Origin of the sequence: Lysinibacillus composti (assembly GCF_016908465.1) — a bacterium.
GTDB classification, from domain to species: Bacteria; Bacillota; Bacilli; order Bacillales_A; family Planococcaceae; genus Ureibacillus; species Ureibacillus composti_A.
The window spans coordinates 750,320-775,379 of sequence record NZ_JAFBDY010000001.1 but is presented as its reverse complement, the minus strand read 5'-3'; the positions used below and the strand labels follow the sequence as shown (position 1 = coordinate 775,379).

General features: G+C 36.8%; 21 protein-coding genes. 4 read left to right on the top strand and 17 right to left on the bottom strand.

Annotated elements, in window-relative coordinates:
• Nucleotides 1-101: 101 nt before the first annotated feature.
• From JOD29_RS03810 to JOD29_RS03755, 12 genes are all read right to left on the bottom strand, one after another.
• Nucleotides 102-716, bottom strand: coding sequence for a hypothetical protein (locus tag JOD29_RS03810; RefSeq protein ID WP_124766523.1), 615 nt, complete (start codon nt 714-716; stop codon nt 102-104).
• A gap of 11 nt (nt 717-727) precedes the next feature.
• A complete protein-coding gene (locus JOD29_RS03805; RefSeq protein WP_205101624.1) occupies nt 728-1,078 on the bottom strand; it encodes a hypothetical protein in 351 nt (116 codons plus the stop codon).
• An 89-nt stretch (nt 1,079-1,167) separates the two neighbouring features.
• Nucleotides 1,168-4,767 (bottom strand): AAA family ATPase, encoded by a 3,600-nt coding sequence (locus JOD29_RS20705; RefSeq protein WP_124766525.1) that lies wholly within the window; start codon nt 4,765-4,767, stop codon nt 1,168-1,170.
• 180 nt (nt 4,768-4,947) lie between these two features.
• A complete protein-coding gene (locus JOD29_RS03795; RefSeq protein ID WP_124766526.1) occupies nt 4,948-5,241 on the bottom strand; it encodes a Dabb family protein in 294 nt (97 codons plus the stop codon).
• A gap of 577 nt (nt 5,242-5,818) precedes the next feature.
• Nucleotides 5,819-6,976 carry a UxaA family hydrolase gene (locus JOD29_RS03790; RefSeq protein ID WP_124766527.1) on the bottom strand — a complete coding sequence of 386 codons (1,158 nt, stop codon included), beginning with the start codon at nt 6,974-6,976 and terminating at the stop codon, nt 5,819-5,821.
• A 14-nt stretch (nt 6,977-6,990) separates the two neighbouring features.
• A complete protein-coding gene (locus tag JOD29_RS03785; protein WP_240033641.1) occupies nt 6,991-7,290 on the bottom strand; it encodes a UxaA family hydrolase in 300 nt (99 codons plus the stop codon).
• Between the two features lie 34 nt (nt 7,291-7,324).
• Entirely contained in the window at nt 7,325-8,440 is a 1,116-nt protein-coding gene (locus JOD29_RS03780; protein WP_124766529.1) for a UxaA family hydrolase, read from the bottom strand.
• Nucleotides 8,433-9,587 (bottom strand): 2-keto-3-deoxygluconate permease, encoded by a 1,155-nt coding sequence (locus JOD29_RS03775; protein WP_124766530.1) that lies wholly within the window; start codon nt 9,585-9,587, stop codon nt 8,433-8,435. The genes JOD29_RS03780 and JOD29_RS03775 overlap by 8 nt, the downstream gene beginning before the upstream one ends.
• Before the next feature lie 152 nt (nt 9,588-9,739).
• A complete protein-coding gene (locus JOD29_RS03770) occupies nt 9,740-10,687 on the bottom strand; it encodes a U32 family peptidase (RefSeq protein ID WP_192894256.1) in 948 nt (315 codons plus the stop codon).
• A 110-nt stretch (nt 10,688-10,797) separates the two neighbouring features.
• A complete protein-coding gene (gucD, locus tag JOD29_RS03765) occupies nt 10,798-12,249 on the bottom strand; it encodes an alpha-ketoglutaric semialdehyde dehydrogenase GucD (RefSeq protein WP_124766532.1) in 1,452 nt (483 codons plus the stop codon).
• Nucleotides 12,250-13,035, bottom strand: coding sequence for an IclR family transcriptional regulator (locus tag JOD29_RS03760; RefSeq protein ID WP_124766533.1), 786 nt, complete (start codon nt 13,033-13,035; stop codon nt 12,250-12,252).
• A gap of 446 nt (nt 13,036-13,481) precedes the next feature.
• Nucleotides 13,482-13,937 (bottom strand): hypothetical protein, encoded by a 456-nt coding sequence (locus tag JOD29_RS03755; RefSeq protein WP_124766534.1) that lies wholly within the window; start codon nt 13,935-13,937, stop codon nt 13,482-13,484.
• Between the two features lie 275 nt (nt 13,938-14,212).
• Between JOD29_RS03755 and JOD29_RS03750 the strand changes: the two genes are divergently transcribed.
• The 4 genes from JOD29_RS03750 (at nt 14,213) to JOD29_RS03735 (ending at nt 18,136) form a co-directional block, all read left to right on the top strand.
• Entirely contained in the window at nt 14,213-14,365 is a 153-nt protein-coding gene (locus JOD29_RS03750) for a hypothetical protein (RefSeq protein WP_158610594.1), read from the top strand.
• Between the two features lie 233 nt (nt 14,366-14,598).
• A complete protein-coding gene (locus tag JOD29_RS03745; protein ID WP_124766535.1) occupies nt 14,599-15,180 on the top strand; it encodes an anthranilate synthase component II in 582 nt (193 codons plus the stop codon).
• Between the two features lie 3 nt (nt 15,181-15,183).
• Nucleotides 15,184-16,929: an aminodeoxychorismate synthase component I gene (gene pabB, locus JOD29_RS03740; protein ID WP_124766536.1), complete on the top strand. Its 1,746-nt coding sequence runs from the start codon at nt 15,184-15,186 to the stop codon at nt 16,927-16,929.
• Nucleotides 16,930-17,131: 202 nt separating this feature from the next.
• Entirely contained in the window at nt 17,132-18,136 is a 1,005-nt protein-coding gene (locus JOD29_RS03735) for a polysaccharide deacetylase family protein (protein ID WP_239585525.1), read from the top strand.
• A gap of 261 nt (nt 18,137-18,397) precedes the next feature.
• On the opposite strand, the gene JOD29_RS03730 is transcribed toward JOD29_RS03735, so the two are convergent.
• From JOD29_RS03730 to sstT, 5 genes are all read right to left on the bottom strand, one after another.
• On the bottom strand, nt 18,398-19,828 hold the full coding sequence (locus JOD29_RS03730; RefSeq protein WP_205101623.1) for a GntP family permease: 1,431 nt from the start codon (nt 19,826-19,828) through the stop codon (nt 18,398-18,400).
• Nucleotides 19,829-20,198: 370 nt separating this feature from the next.
• A complete protein-coding gene (locus tag JOD29_RS03725; RefSeq protein ID WP_124766538.1) occupies nt 20,199-21,056 on the bottom strand; it encodes a hypothetical protein in 858 nt (285 codons plus the stop codon).
• Between the two features lie 110 nt (nt 21,057-21,166).
• Entirely contained in the window at nt 21,167-21,562 is a 396-nt protein-coding gene (locus JOD29_RS03720; protein WP_124766539.1) for a VOC family protein, read from the bottom strand.
• Nucleotides 21,563-21,886: 324 nt separating this feature from the next.
• Complete coding sequence (locus JOD29_RS03715) at nt 21,887-23,506, bottom strand: M20/M25/M40 family metallo-hydrolase (RefSeq protein WP_239585524.1); 1,620 nt, start codon at nt 23,504-23,506, stop codon at nt 21,887-21,889.
• Nucleotides 23,507-23,703: 197 nt separating this feature from the next.
• Entirely contained in the window at nt 23,704-24,948 is a 1,245-nt protein-coding gene (gene sstT, locus JOD29_RS03710) for a serine/threonine transporter SstT (RefSeq protein ID WP_124766541.1), read from the bottom strand.
• Between the last annotated feature and the right edge of the window lie 112 nt (nt 24,949-25,060).

Sequence of the window (25,060 nt, the reverse complement as noted above, 5' to 3'; positions counted from 1 at the left end):
TTTTATTAAATAATTTATCTAAGAAAATTGGGATTCATTTAGGATAATCGGGGTGCCGTGTAATATCACTTCACCCCAACATTTGACATAGAACCTGAAAACTAGGGTCGTGGTAGAACTGTATAAATATTCGACTGTCCTGGTGCCACGACGTTAAAGTAGGTTTGTTGATTGTTGGGGAATTTAACAGCATAGGATATGCCTGCACCATGGTCAGTTACTCCAGTAATGGTTACAACACTTGGAACTGGAACACTGATCGCATAGGCATCGTTCGTGATAATATGCTTTTCCCTTACAACTGTGCCATCAACAATGATGGATACTTCATCTAAGTCCTCCATGTTGAAGTCCCAAATTAGCATTCTTGCTTCTCCGCCATCTGTACCTGCACCTGTTACTTCGAAATCTCTTGCTTCAATCTCTGCATTTGTTTCATCTTCAAATAATTGTTCGCCTGCGACAGTTGCTTCACTAATTCGGTTAAATACGACTTCTTCTGCGCTTCCTTCGTCCAAGTACCCCGTTGTATAAAACCCAGCAATAATTGATAATCCAATTAAAGATAATACGCCTAACCAAAGAGATTTTTTCATTTTTGTTTGATGTCGAATTATCTCTTTTTCTTCTTGTTCGGGTTCTATATTTGAATGTTCGTCTTGTTTTTCTACATCCCATTGATCATGGCCAACTTGGTTTTTCTTTCGATTTTTCATCATGAGTCCCCTTATAATTTATGAACTTTGTAGCTGATTGGGTATTTATAATACCAGTATGATAAATACAGCCGCACCACTACAATGCTAATGATTGTTAAAAGGATGGCCACACCTTTACTGAAAAGTTGCTTGTCTGCCCACATATTGGCGAAAAATATCCCAAGTTCTATTCCAATTAATGTGATGAAACACATTTGTAAAAAAGGCATAAATACTGGTAATTTTCGATATAGCCAGCCCAGTCTTGGAATTTTATAGGATAAAAATAATAGAAATCCTAAAAATGCTAATACGCCTAATGTCATTCCAGCTCTTGGCGCACCTAACTGATAAATATCAAGTAGGATAGAGAACTCCATGATGGGTCCAAATACTATCACCAATAATAACAATGGATAAAATAGATAAAAAGCTATGGCTCCTAGTATGGCAAAAAACTTTCCCATTTTTATTCAACTCCCATAATATCTTCTGGCATAATGGTTACAAGTTCCTTAACTGTTGGAACTTCGATAACACTAACTCGAAGTGCATGATTACGTATTGCCATCTCACATAGATTTCTTGCAAAACGACCATTCCCTGCATTTTCCTTTTGTAATTCAATATGAAATACGTCTAACAATGCTTGCTCCGTCTTTTCTGAAATTTCATAGCCCTTTGATTTAAAGATCAGCTTGCTAATTTGTAAGAGCTCTTTTGCAGTATAGTCAGGGAATTCAATAATCGTTGGGAAGCGAGAACGTAACCCCGCATTCGAATCAATGAATCTTTCCATATCTTCATCGTACCCTGCTAAAATCACAATAATATTGTCACGATGGTCGTCCATAAATTTAACTATAGTATCAATGGCTTCTTGTCCAAAGTCATTTCCGCTGCCGAGTAACGCATACGCTTCATCGATAAATAACACGCCACCTAGTGCAGAATCCAAAACTTCTCTCGTTTTAAGTGCGGTCTGCCCAACGTAACCAGCTACTAATCCAGAGCGGTCCGTTTCCACTAATGTATCTGTTTTTATGACACCTAGTTCTTTAAATCGTTTCGCAATAATCCGCGCGATCATCGTTTTACCTGTTCCTGGATTTCCTTTGAAAACCATATGGAGAGTTTGTGCTCCTGCTGAAGGTAAACCAAGCTCCTTCCGTTTTTTCGCGACCTCAATTTGTGCGGAAAGTGAACGGACAAACTTTTTCACTTCACTCATTCCAATAACTTGTTCTAATTCTTTAAGTGCGATTTCTTTTTTCTCTACTGCTGTTATGTTGAAATCTTCTAATCTTAATCGAGTGAGCTCTTCCACGTCTAAATCTGGATTTTCAACAATTCGAATAGATTGCTTTCGAATTGCTTCTTCTAATGTATTTCTAACAAGACGACCATTTCCACTGTCATTTTTACCTGGAATTTGTTTTTTATCATAATATTTAACGAGTGCTGTCGTAACATCCTCTGCGATGACAAAACCTTTTGATTTTGCAATTACTTCTGTCATTTGAGCTAGCTGTTCTGAAGTATAATCTGGGAATTCTATTTTTAAAGGGAATCGAGATGACAAACCTGGATTCGATTTTAAGAACTTTTCCATTTCATCTGTATAGCCAGCGAGAATCACAACAAGATTTTCACGATGATTTTCTATGAGTCGAACTAATGTATCGATCGCTTCTTTCCCGAAGCCACCACCTACCGTACCTTCTTCAACAAGGGAATAGGCTTCATCAATAAATAACACACCGCCAAGTGCGCTTTGTACAACTTCGGTTGTTTTGATCGCCGTTTGTCCCACATATTCTGCAACTAAATGAGAGCGATCTACTTCTATAAGATGGCCACGTTTTAAAATTTCCATTTCTTTCAACATAGAAGCCAGTGTACGGGCAAATGTTGTTTTTCCTGTTCCTGGATTCCCTGAGAAAATAATATTGAGCGTCTGCCCCGTTGTCGTTTCAATTCCTGCTTCTTTACGACGCTTATTCGCTAAAATTTGTTTTTCAAGTGTACGTATAAAGTTCTTTACATTATCCAAGCCAATGATATGTTCAAATTCAGCCTCTAGATTAAATGCTTTCTTGATTCCAATTCCAAAATCACTTGCAATCAGTTCATTTAATTTTACGTTGCTGTTATTAGCTGAATCTTCACTAATTCGCACAGATTGCTTACGTACCGCTTCTTCAAATAAATTTCGAACTAGACGACCATTTCCGCTATCATTGCGCCCTGGAATTTGTTTTTGATCAAATAACTCTATTAACCCCTCATGAGCGGTAGGATCAATTTGATAATCACGTTGTTTTGCAGTTAATAGCATGATCTCTAACATATTCTGTGGTGTATAATCAGGGAATTCTATAATAAATGGAAATCTAGAGCGTAATCCTGGATTTGACCCAAGGAACGTTTCCATTTCTCCTGTATATCCAGCTAAAATGACGACTACATTATCTCGATGATCTTCCATACCTTTTACCAACGTATCAATGGCTTCTAACCCAAAACTGTCATGTTTTTCTCGTGCAAGGGTATATGCTTCATCTACAAATAAAACTCCTCCTATTGCACTTTCGATGACTGCATTTGTTTTCACAGCAGTAGACCCAACATATTCTCCCACAAGATCTTGTCTAGCTACTTCGATCAGTTGTCCATGAGACAGTAACCCCATCGCTTTTAACACTCGTGAAATCAGTCTTGCGACAGTCGTTTTCCCTGTGCCAGGATTTCCTGTATAAACCATGTGCAATGCCATTGGGGTTACTTTTCCACCATACTCTTCTCTTTGTTTTTGTAGTTTAACTGTTTGCATTAGCTCATGAATAAATGATTTCACACTATCTAAGCCGATCAATTCATTGAGTTCCGCTAATACATCGTCTAGAGATTCTTGTTTAATCATTGGGATTGTTTTGAGTAAGATGGTATTGGTTCCTGTAGTGGCAACAAAATCATCATCTTTCATCATAATTGTAATCTCACTATTTGCATTTACTTGTCCTCTTGCCCTTGCTTCTATAAGAACTGATGTAAAGTGGTCTTCAACAAATTCCTCCACGGCTTCTCCATATTTCTTTGTGGATAAAATTCGATTGGCCAAGTTTGGAAAAACTTCTTCATCGAAATGAATCGTTAATTGAGCTTTTGCTTGTAAGTTTGATGCTGATTGGTATAGTTTTTCCTGCAAAATTTTAGCAAGCACTTCAGCTGTGAGAGGCTCTGTATAGGCAAATGACTGAATTTCACGCATTAAGTTTGTAGGGAGTTTATTGGCAATGGATATAGGAATTTGCCTGCCTATATTTTTCTCTTTTACTTCAGAATCAAGATATAAAACTAAGAAGTAATCTGATGCACTAACGACAATCCCTTCCGGAGTTCGAAAATAACCATCTTTGAATAGCTTTCCTACATAATTTAGAACTTCGGAATTTGCTCTTTCAAATCCTGTGAAACATACTGTACCAATTCCATAACTAAATAATGCTGAACAATCTACGATAAAATTCGTATGTATATCCTTTTCACCATATTGACTTAAGTCAATTGTAGAAACACTTTTATATGGGATTAATTTTTTATTATATAATTCATAAACAAGCTTATGGATACTTCGACTTTTTCCAGTTCCTGAAGGTCCACAAAGCAAAATTTTATTTTGAACGGCACCTTTGTTTCGAGCTAAAAATGCTTTTTTGAAACTTGTTAATAAATCTTCAATATATCGACTTTGACCCAATATTTGTTGATTTAACACTTGTTCAATTTCGTAAAATAGTTGATCAAGTTCTTCATTCGATTTGTTCAAGGCCATTGACTTAATTCCAAGTCTTGCATCTTTCACCACTTCATTTACTGCACTACTAGACTGCGGAATACTACTAGCGGTAGGGCTATGTAATGGGCTGTTTGGTATACTTCCCCCTGTTACAGTTTTACGTGCTTGCATGACGTTTTTTTGTTTATTTCCACGAAAACCTTCTTTATTAATAAAGTCAATTAACTGTATTTCTGGAAGGACAATTCTTAACCATTTTTGTAAACTCACGAAATTCACCCTATCTATTACGATTCTAATGCTTGAACACACTTATAATATTATGCCAATATTTACAAGATATTTAACCATCAATTCAAGAAGATTATGATAGCAAAGTATTCCTATTTTTGATTCCGAAAAAAACCTACTTTCTGCAATTAGAAAGTAGGTTTTTTATGAGTGTGAGTGTTAACTTTGAAAATCATTAACAATAACATCTTTTACGCCGATCTCCTGAAGATAGGCTACAACCTCTTGGTGTTTTGGGTGTGGGCCGTATTGCTCAAAAGATTCTACGTTTGAAAAGTCAACGAAAAGTCCAATATCATAACCTTTAGAACGATTCGTAAAATCCTTCCCAACTTTCAAATTGTCAATGCCAGGGATTTCCTCCTGTAGTGATTTTAATTTACCAATAAGTTCGGACTTTTGTTCTTCTGTAGTTGACTCTCCGAATTGAAATAACACGATATGGCTTACCATTTCATATTCCCCCTAAAAAATCTATGAGTATTATAGTTTACGGCAACTATTTATAGCTAAGTAACTTTTGAAGTAATCTTTGATTAAATAGAGACTTAAGCTATTAACTATAGATTAGTTCTAATAAATAATCTATTACTGATTTTACGCAAATATGTATCCTCATAGCTTTGTAGGTTAATTAAAAGAAGAGGCTGCGACAGATCCAAAAAACTTCTGTTAATTCTATTAATGAATCCTATTAAATATCCGGTGAGAGCGGACTAAGCACACAAGCCGCAAAGCCACGTGGTACGTGTCTTTACGACTTGTCTTTGAGGCCGCGCGTGCTTGGTCATGGGGGCTAGACATGCGGACGTGGCGTTTTTGCCCCTGGCTTTGTGCAAGGTCCGCTCACATAAAATTTGTCCTTCTAAACTTTCCGGAAACTTTGCGCGGCTTACAGTGGTAGACCGCGGTTTTTCGGAGAATGGCTAACACTTATTGCTCTCAAAAACTATAAAGTATCAATATCTTACTAAAGATAATAGTGGCTGTCCTTAATAATTCTACTTATGTCCCAGCCTCTTCTTTATAGTTAAATACTCTGAGCTAAACGCCAGATGGCAAATTCTTGATTTCGGTGCTGTTCGGCCTTTGTTTTTTCACCGTCTGCTACTTCCATTACTAGGTTATAAATTTCTTCACCAACGTCTTGTAATGTTTTCTTACCTTCAACAATTGTCCCTGCATTCACGTCAATATGCTCTGACATAATCTCGTAAAGTTTTGGATTTGTTCCTACTTTAATCACTGGTACGATTGGAGAACCAGTTGGTGACCCTTTTCCAGTAGAGAAGAGGACGATTTGGGACCCTCCAGCTGCTAGTCCTGCCACTGATTCAACATCGTAGCCCGGTGTATCCATAAAGACAAACCCTTTTGTATCAGGTTTTTCAGCATATTTTAATACCTGCTGTAAAGGAGCGTATCCGCCTTTTTTAATACAACCTAAAGATTTTTCTTCTAATGTTGTTAGGCCACCTGCCATATTTCCTGGTGTAGGATTCGCGGAACGAATATCTTCACCCGTATCTAAAATACGATTCTCGTAGTTTTTTACGATCGTTAGAAAATCTTTCGCTACTTGTTCGTTCACTGCACGACGAGCTAAAATATGTTCGGCACCAATTGCTTCAGTTGTTTCAGCTAGAATACTTGTCGCTCCATCATCCACAATCAAGTCTGAACAAACACCGATTGCTGGATTGGCTGTAATTCCTGACCACGCATCCGACCCACCGCATTCTAATCCAATCGTTAACTCTGTAATTGGAACGTCTACACGCTCTACTTTTAGACTATCTTCATAGCTTTGATTTAACCAAGCTTTACCATCTGTAAATATTTTATCAATAGACGTATTTTTATTGATGACGATTGCTTCCACCTTGCATTGTTCCTCGCGTAGTTCCTCGGCAATTTGTTCTGCAAAATCATCTTCGCCCATTCCTAAAATTAATGCTGCATAAACATTTGGATGTCCTACTGTCCCTTTAATTGTACGAATTGTTTGCATCGCGTCTTCTGGAAATTGAGACGTACCACCTTGCTGAATAACAGGGACAACACCAGGAACTAAATCAGCTAATTTATTTGCAACGCCTGCAAGCTCGCCCACAGTATTGATAACAATAACATGATTACGAACTCCAAAAGTACCATTTGCACGTTTATACCCTTTAAATGTCTTCATGATCCAAGTTCCCCCTAAGCGTAGTCTGCAACAGACACGACGCGTTCTGATTCTTTCAACCCTCGAACATTATGAACATGGACATGCTGGCCTACTTGAATATCATTTGTCGCAATCCCCATGCATTCGCCATATTTTAATATTTTTTCATCTTGACGAATTACTTCAACACATACTTTATGACCATATGGAATTTTTTCTGTTACTTCTTGAAGCAAACCAATTTCTTCAATGACAATTTGTTCACCTGGATCTAACGTCGTTAACGCAACCACCACGTTATCAGATGGATGTAATTTTATGGCATTATTCACTTTCAACTACTGTTCTCCCCTTTCCAACCTTCAATTAGAATGTTGTACCTATATGTGAAATCGCAAATTCTTCTAGCTTATATGTTTCTAGTTTTGTTAATTTGCCTGAAGCAATGTCCGTAAATTCGTTCACAACCTCATCAGGAGTTGTAGCAGAAGAAATCACGTAGTCAATCATATCTGAATTAAGACCTTCATTTTGCTCAATTCCAACTGTCATACACGGCACCGCAATCGTACCAGTGAAAACAGGACGGTTCGTTAAGAAGATGATTAAATTACATCCACTTGCCACAAGGTTTGATGCACCTTCAATCACATTGTTTGGCATGACTGCTAAATGAAGACCGCTTTCTTCAGGGATTTCCGCGTATTTAAGGATAGACTGAACTTGAGTGCCTTTAATAAATGCAAGTTCCGCTTCCCCTAATGCCAAATCAGACGCGTTATATTGTAAAAACTCACTTTCTTTTGGATTCATTTTATCCCATGTGTGTCTTGTATCGTTTGTACATAGTGAAATCATTTGCTCTTTTACATTTGAATTTGCAGCTTGGTTTTGGATTTGGTCTAATACTTTTTCCATCTTATCCGTCATCCCTAGTACAACCGTTGCATCTTGCTCGATAAGCTGTTGGATCACAGAAGATATTTTGTTCGTAACAGATTGATAGTCTTCGATCGTTAAATCAATTGGGAGAATTCCAACTTTCAAATGTTTAATAGGGATTTCAGTACGTTCAAGATGTTGAATCGAACTTGACCACTCTTTCACTATTTTTGAACCTTCATTTAATGTGTTTGTCCCACCGGCCATTTGTTGGATACTAAATCCTTCTTTTGGCTTTGATTCAACTGTTTCATCTAAAAGAATGGAGACTTGGTTTGTCTCACAGCCTAAACCGACTAATAGAGATGCATAAAGATTGGGATTAGCCACAACACCTTTTAGCGTATTTTTCGTTAACTTAAAGTCATCACCTAATTGAGCACAGCCATTTGCATGGACTACCGGAATTCCTTCAGGGATTGTTTTTGCAATATCTCTCGTTACTACACTTGAACACACAACCGTTGAAACTACGCCAATATAATTACGTGTACCTACAGTTGAATCACTTCTTACATATCCTTTAAATGTTTTACTCACCCTGAATGCCCCCTAATCCATTTTCTGGTACTGCTACATCCTTATTATTTTCCAACGATTTGCGTAATTCATCATCTTCTAACGTACCAACGATGCCTCTTTTACGTTGATATTTATCACATAAAATTACGGCAATCGGTACTAGTAGAGCCGTTGAAATCGTAGCAACTGAAATTTGCGCTGTCGCTACTGCGGCAATGTCTTGATACACTTGTGCCTCTGCAGCGGTCATTAATCCTGTACCTGCTGCTACAGTTGCTGCTGCTGCAATGGCTGCAGGAGTTGCTACTGCATTTCCAGCTGTTGATGCCTCTGCCCATGGTGCAATAAAACTTTTTTGTCTGAAAATCTTAAATGCTAGTACCATGAATCCACCAGAGATTAATACTGTCATAAGAGCCAGTACAATACCTGCGACTACCACTTCTGAGTTAAAGAAGTTCTTTAAATTCATATTGGCACCTAATGCAAATGCAAAAAATGGAATGACAATGTTTTCAGCGGGAGCTAAAAAGTCTCGAATTTTTGGATCAAGATTACCTAACAGCATACCAATTGCAATTGGTAAAAGTACTGCTACGAACGCAATAATTGGAAACTGTGCACCCATCATCCCTAATGCCATTAATGTGAAGAATGGTCCATCATTAAGTGAAAGAACTGCTGTTGCTCCAACATCTGATCGGTTACCGTACTGTCCAGTTAAAGCGGCGAACATTCCACCATTACCATTTGTCATCGCTGCAATGATTGCAAGCGTGGACAATCCAAGGAATCCACTGACTGGATCTGATAAAACACCCCATAAGAATCCAACCGCTACACCTGCTGCGTATTTTGATGTTGTTAAAATTACACCTTTTTTTAGAGCCACTCCCCCAACGCGAAGGTTCATTTGACTACCTGCACAGAATAAGAACAAGGCACATAGTGTATTGGCACCATTTTTAAATAATGCCTCTGTAAAACCACCAATTCTTAAAAACTCATAATGCCCATCTGCTGTTGGTGAAACCCCTATTGATTTTAAGAAATCCATCAAAAATGGTAAGTGTAATTGGTCAATCGTGTTGATTAAAGCCCCTAAAAACAGTGGTACAATCATTAATCCCCCTGGAATCCGATCGATTGTATCTTTGATTTTCATCATATCTCCCCTTATATGAAATTGAAAAATCTACCCCTTTTTGCGAACGCTTTCAACAAACTGATAATTTTTCGGGCACTAATCTCTTACCTATACTTCTTTGTTATTTAAGACTCGAGGTAGGAGTTTAGTGCCCGTTATTATGAGAAAAACTATGAATTTACTTTTGCAGGTACAACAGGCACACCTAATCCTTCTGCACCTAATTCTGAAGTGACTGCTTCTGGACAATATCGTTTAATCATATCTACACCAATAGCAGCACGTCTTACTCGCTCACGAACTAATGAGATATTTGTCGCTTCCCATTGTTTACCTGATGGATAAACGTCTGGATGATTTCGCAGGCCAAATTTAATATAAACAGGGGATAAAACACGAATAATTTCTGGAATTTCGTAATAACGTAAGAATCCACCAAAATTGTCTGGTACTTCAATATAAATATCGATCGGTACATCTGTAGCCTGACGAATAGCAGCTAATTTTGACAATGTCAAACTTGAAGGCACGTTGTACGTATCTGCACCAATGTCTTCCATCAGTTTTACAGATACAGGATTACAAGCACCCATTTGCACAGAAACTTTCACAACAAAATCTTGCGGTAATAAGCCTTCTTCTTTCATATGTTTCGTCAATAGTAATAAGCCTTCATCCGCTACTAAAGCTCCACGTAATCCAAGATTTGCACCGCGAATTAAATCTTCCATTGCATAAACTAGTTGATCGACACCTTCATGACGAAGTGCTTGTGATTTACCAGCAGATGTTAATGGAGCAGCACTAATATCCCATGTTCCACGAGGTCCTACGAAAAGACTTAACTCCATACCACGTTCAGCTGTTAAACGGCACATTTCTTGAATTTCTTCATCCGTTTGTAGCATAATTCCACTGCCTTGAGAAACACGATGAATCGTAAGGCCATATTCATCTACTGCTTTTAGTAATTCTTTTAACGCTACTGGTCCCTCCACACTAGGTAATTCAATTCGATATTGTGCACCATCTGGAAAACGCTTTGTTGACGTTGGTAAATCTCTTACTTCTACTGCCGGATACCCCAATTTTTCTAACAAATTACGTGACTTTTCCATTTCCATCCCCCATTTCGAATATTCAGACCAACTATGATAAATACTAATAATCTAGAACAGCAAGTAATTCCCCCCATTGCTGAATAAAGAAAAGTTAGCAATTATTTCTATTATTTACTCTTAATAAATACCGTTTTAACCGCTGTATAGAATTCTTTTGCAGCTTCTCCTTGCTCACGTGTTCCAGTACTTGATGACTTCATGCCACCAAACGGCGCTTGTAGCTCAACACCTGCACTTTCTGCATTGACACGAACTAAACCAGCTTCCACATCGTCTATAAACTCTAACGCTGCGCCAATATTTGTTGTATATAGAGATGCGCTTAAGCCATAGTCAGAGTCGTTTGCAACTGAAATCGCCTCTTCTAAAGAATCGACTTTTATTAACGCGATCACAGGTCCAAAGATTTCTTCGCGTGCTATACGCATTGATGGTGCCACATCTTCAAAAATAGTTGGCTCAACATAGAACCCATTCGCAAGTTCCCCTTGCTCAAGTCGGTTACCACCGAAAATTAGGCTTGCCCCTTCTTGTTTCCCAATTTCAATGTACTCTAATACTGTGTTTAACTGACTCTCGCTCGCACAAGGCCCCATCCAAGTTGTTGTTTCTAGCCCGTTATCAATCGTGATTTTGGCAGATTCACTTAAAAGGTGCTCTTTAAACTTGTCGTAAATACCTGCTTCTAAAATCACTCGACTGGAAGCTGTGCATTTTTGACCTGTTGATTTGAATGCGCCACTTAACACACCAGCGACAGCGCTTTCAATATCCGCATCATTTAAGACGATTACTGGATTTTTACCGCCCATTTCTAGTTGGTATTTCACATTATTTCTACTTGCTGCTTCTGCGACTAATTTCCCTGTTTGTTCAGAACCAGTAAACGTAATTCCGTTTAAGTGTTTATTATTTATTAGGGCATCACCCACAGTAGACCCTTTCCCTGTGATGAAGTTTAAAACCCCTTTAGGTAGTCCCGCTCTGTTGAAGCATTCTACGATTTTAGCAGCTGTTACCGCACTTTCTGATGCTGGCTTGAATACGACTGCATTTCCGTAAACTAAAGCAGGAGCAATTTTCCAAATTGGAATTGCAACTGGGAAATTCCATGGTGTGATTATCCCTACCACTCCAAGAGGTGTTCTTTTTGTAAACATAAGCGCATCTTTTTCAGATGATGGAATCACATCGCCATCTTTACGCATACCTTCCGCCGCGTAATATCTTAAAATCGCAATACCACGACTAGTTTCACCAATTGCTTCAGGTAACGTTTTTCCCATTTCTCTAGTCAATGTCTCTGCAATATCTTGAAGGTTTTCTTCTAAAATCTCTGCTACTCTATAAAGATATTGACCTCTTTGATATTGTCCTAGCTTTCGCCAAGCCTTTTTTGCTTCAGTTGCTGCTTGTACTGCAATTTCTACCTCATCAATTGTAGATGCTTGAATTTGTCCCACAACTTCAAAGCGATTAGCTGGACTAATACTATCAATCAGCTCTCCACTTTTGCTAGATAGCCATTCCCCATTAATATAATTCTGAAAAACTACCATTTAAGCTAAACCCCTTTCTGTATTTGAGCTTTCCATATATCCCAATTCTTTAGAAATGTGATTGACGCAAATGCGTAAATAATGTTTATTTCTTTCTGCAATTTCTTCTGTAAAAATGGCTTTAGGTGTGGATATACTAACTGCTGCAATGACCTTTTTGGAATAATCCCGAATTGGTAACGCAAAGCAGATAATCCCTTCTTCATTTTCTTCATTATCAATAGCAAATTGTTCTGTACGTACTCTTTTTATTTCTTCCAAAAATTCTTCCATAGATTCGATGGAATTCGGCGTTCTTTTGACAAATTCATAGCCATTAAAGATTTTTGCAAAATCCTTTGAATCTAAATGTGCAGCTAGTACTTTTCCTACTGCGGATGAATGCAATTGAACGCGTTTCCCAATTCGTGAATGAACGACTAAGCTACCTGTTCCATTAATTTTGTCAATATACACTGCATCTTCACCGATTAATTGCACTAAGTGAACGGTTTTATTTGTTTGCTCGTTTAACTCTTCAAGATGTACCCGTGCAATGGAACGTAAATCTAGTTGACTAACTACTAAGTTTCCACGTTCATACAACTTCCAACCAAGTAGATAATCACTTGTCGCAGCATTTTGTTTCACATACCCGTAATGCATTAAAGTTTTTAATAAGGAATGAACAGTACTTTTATGAAGATCTAGCTTGTTACTAATCTCTTTAATGGATAACTCACGAGTATGTTCATCAAATAATTCTAGTATTTCTAAAGATCTTGCAACTGATTGAATAATTGGCATATCAAATGACCTCATTTCGTTTTACATTATAAAACGCCATTTTCAATATAAATATCAATGCGCCCATAATGATCAGATTAAAGGATTGTTTTTTTTATAATATAAAACGGCGTTTTTAAATAAATTTTCAATAAATAATATGATCAACAAAATAGCGCTTAGCCGTTTTATTATATAAAACACCGTTTTCACTATTAATCTTGTATTACTTCTGCACATAAATATATACCGAAGTTGTTTTACATTATAAAACGCCGTTTCTAATTTTTTGAAAAATAGGAAACGCTTACTTCCTTTTGTCAGAATAATCTTATAACGCAAAATATTCTATGTCAACGTTTTTTTATTCTCTTTTATCACTTTAATTAATTCGACAAAAATCGTGTTGATTCTATTTTTTTCAATAAAAAAAGAGTCGCCAATTTAAAATTGACGCTCCCCACATTTCATTGTTCTTTTATTTTCTGCATGACTTCTTTAGGTTGATGTTTAAATGATGAAATGCTAGCGAACAACTGTTGCTTTCTTTTTTTAATTTCATTTACTGCCCAATAGAAATTGAATAATTGGTTTTCTCTATAGGATTTCAGAACTCTACCGAATTGTACTGTGTCCTGTACAATTTGTCGGCCATTCTCCACAATGTCATGGGTCACTACTTCAAACAATGCGATGATAAAAACAATTGTAAAAATGATTGCTGCGATCAAATCATATAGCCCATTTGTTTGGTTCGGGTCGATCAAATGTTTGATATAAAAAAGGAACATATTAGAGCCAAAAACAAGGATAGGTATAAATGTTAACAATCGATTAGAACGCTTCTTCCCCCAAAAATAGGCAACACCAACAAATAAGCTTAAGAATAGTAAGTAGATCGCGATGATGAAAGGATAACTCATTCACTTGCACCTCACTTATATAAGATGGGTAGATAACCTTATTTTCCCATTAATTTTACCATTTCCAAATGAAGGAAAAAATATACCAAGGGTCCTGCATATAAAGCACTATAAAATTCTCATGATAAAGAGCAGACCTAATGAGTTGAGCTGGGGATTATTGGAACTTTGCTAACAAAATTCGTCACCTTCTAGTCAAATATTTTTATGGTGTATAGTTTTTCGCTGACTCCCCATAATAAAAGAGTATTTGAAAATGATAAGGGTGAGCGCATATGATGGAAAATTGGAATGTAGCAAATCTTACAGAGGAACAATTAACGATTGTTAAAGATGTGGAAAAGTCGCTTGGTGTGTCACTTGTAGCTTATGCGACAGAGGCAAACCATGAAGATCATAGCAAGGGTAATAAAATGGAGGAAAACTGATTCTATTCGGTTTTCTTTTTTTTATTTCCTTTTAAATCGAAAAAGAGAGGCCAACTAAAATAAGTTGGCCTCTAAAACGAGGGTAACTATTAAAGAAATTATATTGTATTCTATTAAATAGGAACTCAAATTATTCCTCTTTTAATAGAACTAATTATACTTCACAAAGAAAAAATGATTTATAATAGAATTTTGTTCACTATCTACTATTTCAAAAAGGAGTTCGACATTAATTGATACTATTAATAGACAACTATGACTCATTTACATATAACTTAGTTCAGTATATTCGAAACATCGGTGAAGAGTTAGTTGTCTTCCGAAACGACCAAATCACATTAGAACAAATTTCGGAGATCAATCCAGATTACATAGTCCTTTCACCAGGGCCTGGAAACCCTTCTACTGCTGGCATTTGCTTAAAGTTGGTGGAGCGGTTTTATCAAGAAATTCCAATCTTTGGTGTTTGTCTTGGGCAGCAAATTATTGCTGAAGCCTTTGGGGGCATTGTCAAAAAAGCAAAACAGCCCATGCACGGGAAGACTTCCATGATTACACACGACAAGCGTTCAGTGTTTGATGGCCTCCCTTCCCCACTAAAAGTAACGCGCTATCATTCATTAGTTGTAGATGAAGCTACGCTACCAAGTTGTTTAGTCGTAACTGCTAGAACTGAAGATGGAGAAATTATGGCGCTTCGTCACAGTGATTATCCTGTGGAAGGCGTGCAATTCCACCCTGAATCCATCATGACGGAAAATGGTCTTCAAATGATGCGCAATTTCTTTCAAAACACGATAGTAAAGGAAAGATAAATAATGAAAAATAGTAATGAACCTCTATTATCCTTTGAATTTGCACAATCGAACGGACAAATTCATCCCCTTACATTTCGTAATCCGTTGAAAGTAATCACTGCTGTTACACTAGAAGAAGTACTGCCATGCTTTCAACTTGTCCAAGAAGCGATTTCTGAAGGATACTATGCAGCTGGGTTTGTATCGTATGAAAGTGCACCTGCTTTTGATTCGGCATTTGAAGTAAGAGATGGACATACAATGCCGTTAGTATGGTTTGGCATTTTTGCTGAACCTCAAAGACAGGCACTTGAAAGTAGTGGAAGTTATCAACTTTCGAAATGGAAACCATCCGTCTCAATGGATGAATACCGAAATGCGATTTCGTCTATTAAACATGGGATTGAAGACGGTGTTACTTATCAAACCAACTATACGATTCGACTTAATTCAGTCTTTCAAGGAGACGACCTAGCATTTTTTAATCAATTAAGACGGGCCCAATCATCCAACTACTGTGCCTATATCAATACGGGCGAACACTGTATTTTATCGGCCTCTCCTGAGCTATTTTTCCATTTGGAAGAACAGCAGATCACCACGCGCCCTATGAAAGGTACTATTTCGCGAGGCAAGACCCTCTTGGAGGATCGTCAAAATGCAGAATGGCTCTTTCAATCGGAGAAAAATCGTGCAGAAAATTTGATGATTGTCGATTTACTTCGCAATGACTTGAGTATGATTGCAACACCACATTCTGTTGAAGTCCCAAAGCTTTTTAACATTGAGCCTTATCCGACAGTTCATCAAATGACATCAACCATCACTGCGACGATTGAACCAAATACACAACTAGTTGATATTTTTAAAGCACTCTTCCCTTGTGGTTCCATTACGGGTGCACCGAAAATTAGCACAATGGAAAAAATTGCTGAATTGGAATCCACTCCACGTGATGTGTATTGTGGGGCGATTGGTTACATCACGCCGAACCACGAAGCAATTTTTAATGTACCTATTCGAACGGTTGTCGTTGACCAAAAAACTAGTATTGCAACTTATGGTGTTGGTGGAGGTATCACATGGGACTCCACAACAGAAGATGAATACGATGAAATCCTAGCAAAAGCAAAATTATTAGAAGTAGAACGACCTGTATTTCAACTGCTTGAAAGCTTATTGTTGAAGGATGGTGAAATCTTCTTGCTTGAGGAACATTTAAATCGGCTTCGAAATTCTGCAGAATACTTTAGGTTTGAATTAGATGTAGATGCTGTCCGTAGCCATTTGCTTCAGTTTGCAACTGAAAATAGTGTAGGAGACTTCAAAATTCGTCTTTTAGTTGAGAAACATGGAAGTCTAACAATCGAAGGTCAAACAATCACACAGCCGAAAATTCCTTTGAAGGTAGTACTTGCCGACGAACCAATCGATCAAAACAATCCGTTTTTATACCATAAAACAACAAACCGCTCAGTTTATTCGAATTATCAACAAAAGTTCCCTGATGCTTACGATATACTTTTATGGAACAAAGATGGTGAATTAACCGAATTTACAAATGGGAATATAGTTTTGGAAATTGATGGAGTATATTGCACCCCACCAATATGGAGCGGTTTACTTGCTGGGACATTTCGTGAATCTCTTCTGCGCGAAAACATAATTCAAGAAAAGCGATTAACTGTTCAAGACTTAAAGAATGCTTCGAAGATTTGGTTTATTAATAGTGTGCGAAAATGGTTAGAGGTTGAGTTGGTGGATTGAATTGATACTTAAGAAGGGATCTTATTCCCTTCTTTTTTTTTGAAAACACTTTGCCCTGCTTCCAAAGTGTTTTCTTTGCAAAATATTATTCCTCTAGAACATAAGATTATTAGGTTTCTTCTTTTAGTAGTTTCAAACCATTGTATAGTCCTTCGACGAATGGGAACCTTATTACTATCATTTCAATCATGGAGGACTGATGATGTCAAAAGCTATTGGGCATTTACAGCAAAGATGGAGACTAGGGAGAAAGTATTTCATGCTCTCCTTATTGTTTGCGATTGTATTGATATTAGTATGCGGAAGCTTTCCTATTTCATACAATGCGGCGTTTAACGATTCTGATAGTAATTCAAAGCTAATTACCAAAAAGGAAGAAATCGATAGTCTTCGCCAACAAATTGAGGAATTTGGTAAACAAAATGAAATTGAACCTATTGATGCAAAAGTTGATAAGGTGTGGAAGGCAATCCCCGGATACAATGGATTGCGTGTAGATATTGAAGCGAGTTTGAGTAAAATGAAAGCAAAGGGCAAGTTTGATGAAAATAAGATTATTTATAAAGAAATTTCTCCTAAAGTCCATTTAGAAGATTTAGACCCTCAACCAATTTACAGGGGTAATCCGCAAAAACCTATGGTGACTTTGCTTATTAATGTTGCGTGGGGGAACGAATTTATCCCACCAATTTTGAAAGCGTTAAAAGATCATAAAGTCAAAGCAACTTTCTCCTTTGATGGCAGCTGGGTAAAAAAGAACCCTGAACTTGCCAAGATGATCTATAAGGAAGGTCATGAAATAGGAAACCATGCTTATAGTCATCCTGATCTTCAAAAGCGTTCTGAGGCAGAAACTATGGACGAATTGAAAAAAACGAATGATGTTATTCAAGAAACGCTTGGACTAACACCTAAGTGGTTTGGACCACCTAGTGGGAGTTTTAATCAAACAACAGTGAATGTAGCCCACCAGCTAAACATGAAAACCATATTATGGACGGTGGATACGGTAGATTGGAAAAAACCAGAAACTTCTGAAATGGTAAATCGCATCGTTTCTAATGTTGATAACGGTTCAATTGTTCTTATGCACCCTACAAAACCCGTAGCAGAAGGGCTAGATGCTATGATATCTGGTATTAAAGAAAAAGGCCTGAAACTTGGAACGATCAGTAAACTGATGAGTGAAAAACGGATAGATGATTAAATAAAGCAACAGAAGCAATGAAAGCAGAAATCCAAGATAAAATGTAAGCACATGAAAACTAAAAAAGTATTTTTAGCGTATTCAACATGAAAAATGGAATACGCATTTTTTGTGTAAGAAAATTACTATTCTTATAGTAAATTGATGAAACTATCAAACAGCAAACAAATTCAGGGGTAAACTTTCCTAAATAAAAAAGCACTCGATCAGAGTGCCCGACTTTCGTCATTTAGTTTCCACTTTTTTCATTTGGTAAGTGGTTTAAATAATTCCAAACCAAGTATAAAGAGCTATTACAACAAACACTGCTAATGTTTTAATGATTGTAATGGCAAATATATCACCATATGATTGTTTGTGTGTTAGTCCTGTTACAGCCAGAAGCGTTATGACTGCGCCATTGTGAGGTAAAGTATCCATACCACCTGATGCCATGGCTACCACACGGTGCATGACCTCGGGTGGAATATTCGCCGCTGCAATTGCACGGTTTAAGTGTTCACCCATTGCCCCTAAAGCAATTCCCATTCCTCCAGAAGCTGATCCAGTTACCCCAGCTAATATACTAGTTGTTACAGCTCCATTAACAAGTGGATTTGTAAAGGTACCTGAAATACTGCTGCTAATAGTTGAAAACCCTGGAAGTGCTGCAATTACTCCACCAAATCCATATTCAGAACCAGTGTTCACAATGGCAAGTAACGAACCACCTATACTATTATTAATGCCTTCTTTTATATTTTTTGTGACACCTTTAAAATCGTATGCAAATGCTGCAATAATCCCTACAACTAGTGCCATTTCAATTGCCCAAATAGAGGCGTTAGAAGCAACATCGACTGAATATTCCGGTAATCCTATAGATGCAAAATCGAAACCATTTGGATACCATGTTGGGATTGCTGTCGTTAAGTAGTTATTCATAATAGCAACTAAAGCTAATGGAACGAATGCTAAAACTTTTTTAAAACTACGTTGATTTACGCTGATTTCTGAAGTAGATTCTGACACCTTTACTGTCTGTTCTTGTATTGAAACCTTCCCATTAAAGCCGTAGTATCCTTTTCCAGCTCTTTTAGCCGAACGTTTTCTCCACTCTATATACGATAAACCCACTCCTAAGACAAAAATTGCACCAATAATTCCAAGACTAGGTGCTGCATAAATATTTGTCCCAAAGAATGTAGTAGGTATAACATTTTGAATTTGAGGAGTTCCTGGTAACGCATCCATACTAAATGAAAATGCCCCAAGTGCAATGGTTGCAGGCATTAATCGTTTTGGAATATCTGATTGCTTAAATAATTGAACAGCAAACGGATAAATTGCAAATACAGCAACAAACGAACTTACGCCGCTATAAGTTAAAAGGGCACCTAATAAAACAACGGTTAACATCGTTTGTTTTGCGCCTATTAAACGAACAATTGTCTTTGCAATTGAATCAGCAATTCCTGACAGTTCAATAACTTTCCCGAAAATGGCCCCGAGCAAAAATACAGGGAAATAGTTTTTAATGAAACTTACCATTTTCTCCATATAAACACCTGAAAAGAATGGTAGTACATTCCCAGGATCGATTAGAAAAACGGCAAGGAGTGCACTTATTGGTGCAACTAAGATTACAGAAAACCCTTTAAAAGCTGCAAACATTAATAAACCTAATGCAAATAGAATAATTATTAAATCCATAATATGTAATCGCTTTCTCTATAATATTAGTCAAGTTAAACATATATAAAATAATATAAAGTAACTTGAAAAACCAATATAACTCAGGTTTCGCGATTCGTATAATATATATTTTTCATAATTTGTATTCCTTTTTTTCATAGGTCTTATAATAAGAACCAATGCTATTATTTGTAGCGTATACTAAACTGATCCTTTCAAGTTCAAGTAGATTAAATTTATTACATGCTCTCCAGTAAAATATACATTTTTTGTAGGAAATTAACTGCCTTATTTCAAATTGAAAAGAGCTGCTGATCTATAACTGATCTGCAACTCTTTTACTTTTATTTACTATATTGATAGAGATAGTTATGAAATAAGCGGACTATTAAATAAACACTTTTGCATTTAACCTCTTGGCAATATTATATAGATCTTCCCCATTTAACTTAAAATCTGATCCCAATGAGATGGAAAGTTCGTATTCATTTTCTTGGCCTTGTCGGACTTTTCCTACTCCGCTAAAGACAATTTTATCGTTTTTAAGTAGCTTTTTCACTGCCCAAAATTTGTTTAGGTAGCTTTTATTGAATGGATCTTTTTTGAAGCTTTCTTCGAAAATAACTTTTATTTCTTTCTCATGGTAGCCTACAAGTATTTCTGCAACTGTGTCAATTACATCAATCTTCTTAACTACTCCTTTAATCACACGATGCTGTCCCATGTCTGATGGACCAATTTCATTGACAAAGCGAGATAACAGTTTTTTCCCCTTTACTACTGACCCATCTTCATCCATTTCTCCACCAAACAATTTCATTTGTACCGATCGTTCTTTAACCTCTCCATCTTTTTGCGGACTCTTATTGTGCTTTGGTTTTTGAACTGAAGTCGGGACGGATATTTCAATTGAGTCAGGATCGACCATCGATTTATAGGCGCGCATTAATGCATTTTGCTTTCGTTTGGAACCCATGTTCATAGTCATGTATTCATTTAGACCTTTGACACTTCTTCTTCCACTTCGGTCGAGATGATAAATACAATCAGGTGAATGATTACTGAAACGCCATGTTTTATAATATTTTTTTCTACCACTACAAAATGAAACTTTTGCCGGGCAATTTTCGGTTGGACAGAACAGTTTCCCTTTGTAAATCGCTTCATACTTCTTCTTCGTAATTTGTTTGAGTGTCACAATCTCGATGTCATCTTGCACAATATATCTAGCTTTAGAAATTCGCATCAATATACCTCCAATGACTTGAGTTTTCTTTTACTAACTGACCTTGACTAAATGAACATAAAAACACAACATCAAAAATTCTTGATGTTGTGTTTCCATAGTTGTTTATTCTACTTTGCGCTTTTATCAGGTTGATGAATACCAAAGATATTGCCTTCTGGGTCATGATAGTAGCCTTGCCACGCCATTCCTGGTAATGCGTATTTAGGTAAAGCAACTGTACCACCATTACTTAAAATTTTTTCTTCTGTTTGATCATAGTTTTCAACGCCCAATGTACAAGCATATCCATTTAAACTTTGACCAACTTCTGGAGCCGGACCTTGACGCTGCATTAAGGCGCCATTGATGCCCATCTCACTGTCATCACCTGTAACTGCTCCAAAGTATGGCATCCCCGCATACTCAGTCCAATCTTGAAATTGCCAACCAAACACTTCTCCGTAAAACGTTTTAGCTCTTTCCATATCACTTACATGAATCTCAAAATGAAGTACTCGTCCCATCATGACCTCCAAAAAATAAAGTCGATTATTCTATTCCAAATTTCATTATATCCATAATAAACTATTTCAAGCTTATTTATTGAAAGTCCTTCATATTAAACAATAATCTTCCAAATTATAAACCATTCAAAAATATATAACGTAATCCCTAATATTCCTTAGGAAATAATAGGAGAAAGGACTCATTGCATACTTAGTAGTAATTGACTCTATTTAACATATATTTCGCTTTCATCCAACAAAAAACCCCACAAATCGTTGTGAGATTTGCGAGGCAATATATTGGAAATGAACATTTAAAACATGAATAAAATATATATCCTATCAAATCTTTCTAAATTTTGTCTCTTCCCTTTGTGTCATTACATATTGCATCAACTTATATAGAAGTTCTGGCATTTCTTCTAGTCCGCTTTTTTTATGCAATCGTTCTGAAATTTGATGGGGATCTTTGCCGAATGGACCAACATTTAAGACAGGAGCACCAATTTTTGCAATGTCCTTAAACGGAATATCATAGGTTTTACCCCAAACTGGTGTGTTTCGTTCATAAGAATGCCATTCTTTCGTTTCATTAGATTGACAGTAGCTTAAATCACAAATGCCGTTAAAGTAGTGAATTTGTTCAAGGGGAATGTCATATTTCTTTGCTTCGTCTAATAAAATAGAGATGGCACCTTTTACTAAAGGATCATCTGAAGAATTTGCAGGTGGATAATAAGGTGGTGCAAATAGTAAAACAGTAGCTGGGGCTAGTTCTTGGCAGTTAATCATTAATTGGTCGGCAATTTTCAACGACTTTTCACGATCATCAAGGGAATTATTAATGATGACACTATTAATAATGTCATTAACGCTTTGTACTCCTAACTTTTCTAAAGCATATTTTTGTAAATCTTCAAAGCGTATGACCCGAATTTTCCCGACAGCTTTTGCTCCGTGGCGAGCACATACTTCTTCATAGCGTTCCTGACATTTTGCCATTGCAGTAGTTGCCACATCTTCGAAAATGGTCATAATTTCTTCTGCACTTCGTTTTAGTAAAAATACATTGTATAAAGAAACCGCTCGATAAGGTGTTTGAGTAGAATAGCGATCCTTCAAATCCTTCAGTTGTAAAGAAACGGGTAGTGGTGTCGTTTCCCCAAACTGTTCTTCTTTGAATTTTTCGCTCCATTCCATTTCAGTTGTTAAAAAGGCACTCATAAACGCAGCTGTCATGCCTTTAAACGGTTCTCCTACATGCGTTTCCTTGCCATAGAATAGTGCGGCTGGCATGATTTTACCAATCGTTCCTGAATAGATATATTCACTAGTATCATCTGGGTCTTGTGTAAAGGACGGTTCACTATTTAAAAATAGTACAATGTTTAAATCCTTTGCCTCCTTTAATGCAGCAAGATGTTTTACCGCCTGACGCATACCAGCTGAGTTCACTTCTTCATCAGGTACAGTTAGTAAGAGTAGATTTATAGGCCACTCTTCTTCGATTGCCCGTTCAAGTAATTGCATATGAAGGGATAGTCCCATCTTCATGTCCATGACGCCTCGACCGAATAAATAATCTCCTGATTGAAGATCTTTTCTTGCAGATTCATTTAATAAATTCGGATTTGCTAAAAATGCGTTCGTCAGTTCCTCCGGTTTAGTTGCCAAAGGTTTAAAAGATCCGTATTCATCGAATTGGACAGTGTCAAAATGACTAATCAATACAACGGTATCACGTATTCCCTCTTGCATATACAGAGCCGAAACAACTTGTCTATCATAATCGACTTCACTTACTTGCAAATGCTCTGGATGATGTTGAAAATAGGATAGTTCATGTAACTTTGAAACGAGCTTTCTTGAAAATTCTTGTTCGCCTTCGGTTAATGTTTCACTTTCCCAACTCACAAGCTCAAAAAGCAAATTCTTTAATTTCTCAGTCGTATTCCATTTCATATTCATCACCCTTCCATTTTCTTTTAGTCCATATCTTAGATTTCTCCAATCTTGATGAAATTTTATTGTTTACAGAATTTTCGAAATTCTATTTAGGATAATCTATGATGGAAATATGTGATTTATTTAAGATAAATTAAAACTGCCCAAAATTTTACAATTGGACAGTTTTATGAGAAACATTTTATTATTTTTGCCTATTGATTTAAAGCTTCTTTATGAGCATCTTTTAGCCCTTCTTTACGCTCTCTCGCATAATCTGCTGCTGCTGTAAAGACTATGTCTGAAGAAGAGTTTAATGCTGTTTCAGCTGAATCTTGAATTACACCGATGATAAAGCCGATTGCTACTACTTGCATTGCGATATCATCAGAAATTCCTAGAATACTACATGCCACTGGAACTAGTAATAGTGATCCACCAGCTACACCTGATGCCCCTGCTGCAGAAATTGCAGATATTACCATTAAGATAATGGCAGTCATTAAATCAATTTCAATACCTAGTGTAAATGCGGCAGCTAGCGATAATACAGAAATTGTAATTGCAGCGCCTTCCATGTTAATTGTTGCACCCAGAGGAATAGAAACGGAATAAGTATCCTTATCTAATCCTAATTTTTCACATAAACGCATATTTACCGGAATATTTGCTGCAGAGCTACGTGTGAAGAATGCATAAATACCACTTTCTTTTATACTTGTGAAAACAAGTGGATATGGATTTCTTCTAGCCCAAATAAACACTAATAATGGATTCACCACAAATGTGACAATTAACATCGAACCAATTAATACTAATAATAAGCTTCCATATTCCCCTAAAGTAGATAAACCGTTTGATGCGATTGTATCAAACACTAATCCCATGATACCGAATGGTGCTAAACTAATTACCCATTGTACAACTGTAGAAACAGCATCTGAAATATTTTGAAGAACTGTTTTAGTTGTCTCACTAGCTTTTTTCAAAGTAATGCCTAGAACAACTGCCCAAGCTAAAATACCAATATAATTCGCATCCGCAACGGCTGTAATTGGATTTGTTGTGACATTAAACAGAAGTGTTTCAAGGACCTGTCCTACTCCACTTGGAGGTGCTACATCTGTCGCTGAATCTTTCAGAGTTAATGTTGTTGGGAAAATATAACTCATCACAGCAGCTACCACTCCAGCTGAAAATGTCCCAAGTAAATAAAGTGCAAGAATTGATTTCATATTCGTTTTCTTACCACTTTTTTGACCAGCAATCGCATTAATAACTAATACTAAAACTAATACTGGAGCAACGGCTTTTAAAGCACTTACAAACAGCTTCCCAAAGATCGATACAATGCTAGCTTGCTCTGGTATCGTTAATCCCAAAATAATCCCTATTACAAGCCCGACTATGATTCTTTTAACAAGGCTAATATCATTCCATTTTTTAAATAACGCTTTCATATACTTCCCCCATCTGTGCGTTCTAGATGTATATTTGTATTTCTATAGTGAACATATTAGCACAGAACTAGTCTTTTCGTATAGACTTTTTTACGAAATGATAGATTTTTTG

Excerpts from the sequence above, each read along its gene's own strand:
- JOD29_RS03715 (WP_239585524.1), bottom strand. The coding sequence starts at position 23,506 with ATGAAATGGAATACGACTGAGAAATTAAAGAATTTGCTTTTTGAGCTT.
- JOD29_RS03775 (WP_124766530.1), bottom strand. The coding sequence starts at position 9,587 with ATGAAAATCAAAGATACAATCGATCGGATTCCAGGGGGATTAATGATT.
- JOD29_RS03795 (WP_124766526.1), bottom strand. The coding sequence starts at position 5,241 with ATGGTAAGCCATATCGTGTTATTTCAATTCGGAGAGTCAACTACAGAA.
- JOD29_RS03810 (WP_124766523.1), bottom strand. The coding sequence starts at position 716 with ATGAAAAATCGAAAGAAAAACCAAGTTGGCCATGATCAATGGGATGTA.
- JOD29_RS03730 (WP_205101623.1), bottom strand. The coding sequence starts at position 19,828 with ATGGATTTAATAATTATTCTATTTGCATTAGGTTTATTAATGTTTGCA.
- JOD29_RS03770 (WP_192894256.1), bottom strand. The coding sequence starts at position 10,687 with ATGGAAAAGTCACGTAATTTGTTAGAAAAATTGGGGTATCCGGCAGTA.
- JOD29_RS03760 (WP_124766533.1), bottom strand. The coding sequence starts at position 13,035 with ATGCCAATTATTCAATCAGTTGCAAGATCTTTAGAAATACTAGAATTA.
- gucD (WP_124766532.1), bottom strand. The coding sequence starts at position 12,249 with ATGGTAGTTTTTCAGAATTATATTAATGGGGAATGGCTATCTAGCAAA.
- JOD29_RS03805 (WP_205101624.1), bottom strand. The coding sequence starts at position 1,078 with ATGGAGTTCTCTATCCTACTTGATATTTATCAGTTAGGTGCGCCAAGA.
- JOD29_RS03790 (WP_124766527.1), bottom strand. The coding sequence starts at position 6,976 with ATGAAGACATTTAAAGGGTATAAACGTGCAAATGGTACTTTTGGAGTT.
- JOD29_RS03725 (WP_124766538.1), bottom strand. The coding sequence starts at position 21,056 with ATGCGAATTTCTAAAGCTAGATATATTGTGCAAGATGACATCGAGATT.
- JOD29_RS03755 (WP_124766534.1), bottom strand. The coding sequence starts at position 13,937 with ATGAGTTATCCTTTCATCATCGCGATCTACTTACTATTCTTAAGCTTA.
- sstT (WP_124766541.1), bottom strand. The coding sequence starts at position 24,948 with ATGAAAGCGTTATTTAAAAAATGGAATGATATTAGCCTTGTTAAAAGA.
- JOD29_RS03735 (WP_239585525.1), top strand. The coding sequence starts at position 17,132 with ATGTCAAAAGCTATTGGGCATTTACAGCAAAGATGGAGACTAGGGAGA.
- pabB (WP_124766536.1), top strand. The coding sequence starts at position 15,184 with ATGAAAAATAGTAATGAACCTCTATTATCCTTTGAATTTGCACAATCG.
- JOD29_RS03750 (WP_158610594.1), top strand. The coding sequence starts at position 14,213 with ATGATGGAAAATTGGAATGTAGCAAATCTTACAGAGGAACAATTAACG.
- JOD29_RS03720 (WP_124766539.1), bottom strand. The coding sequence starts at position 21,562 with ATGGGACGAGTACTTCATTTTGAGATTCATGTAAGTGATATGGAAAGA.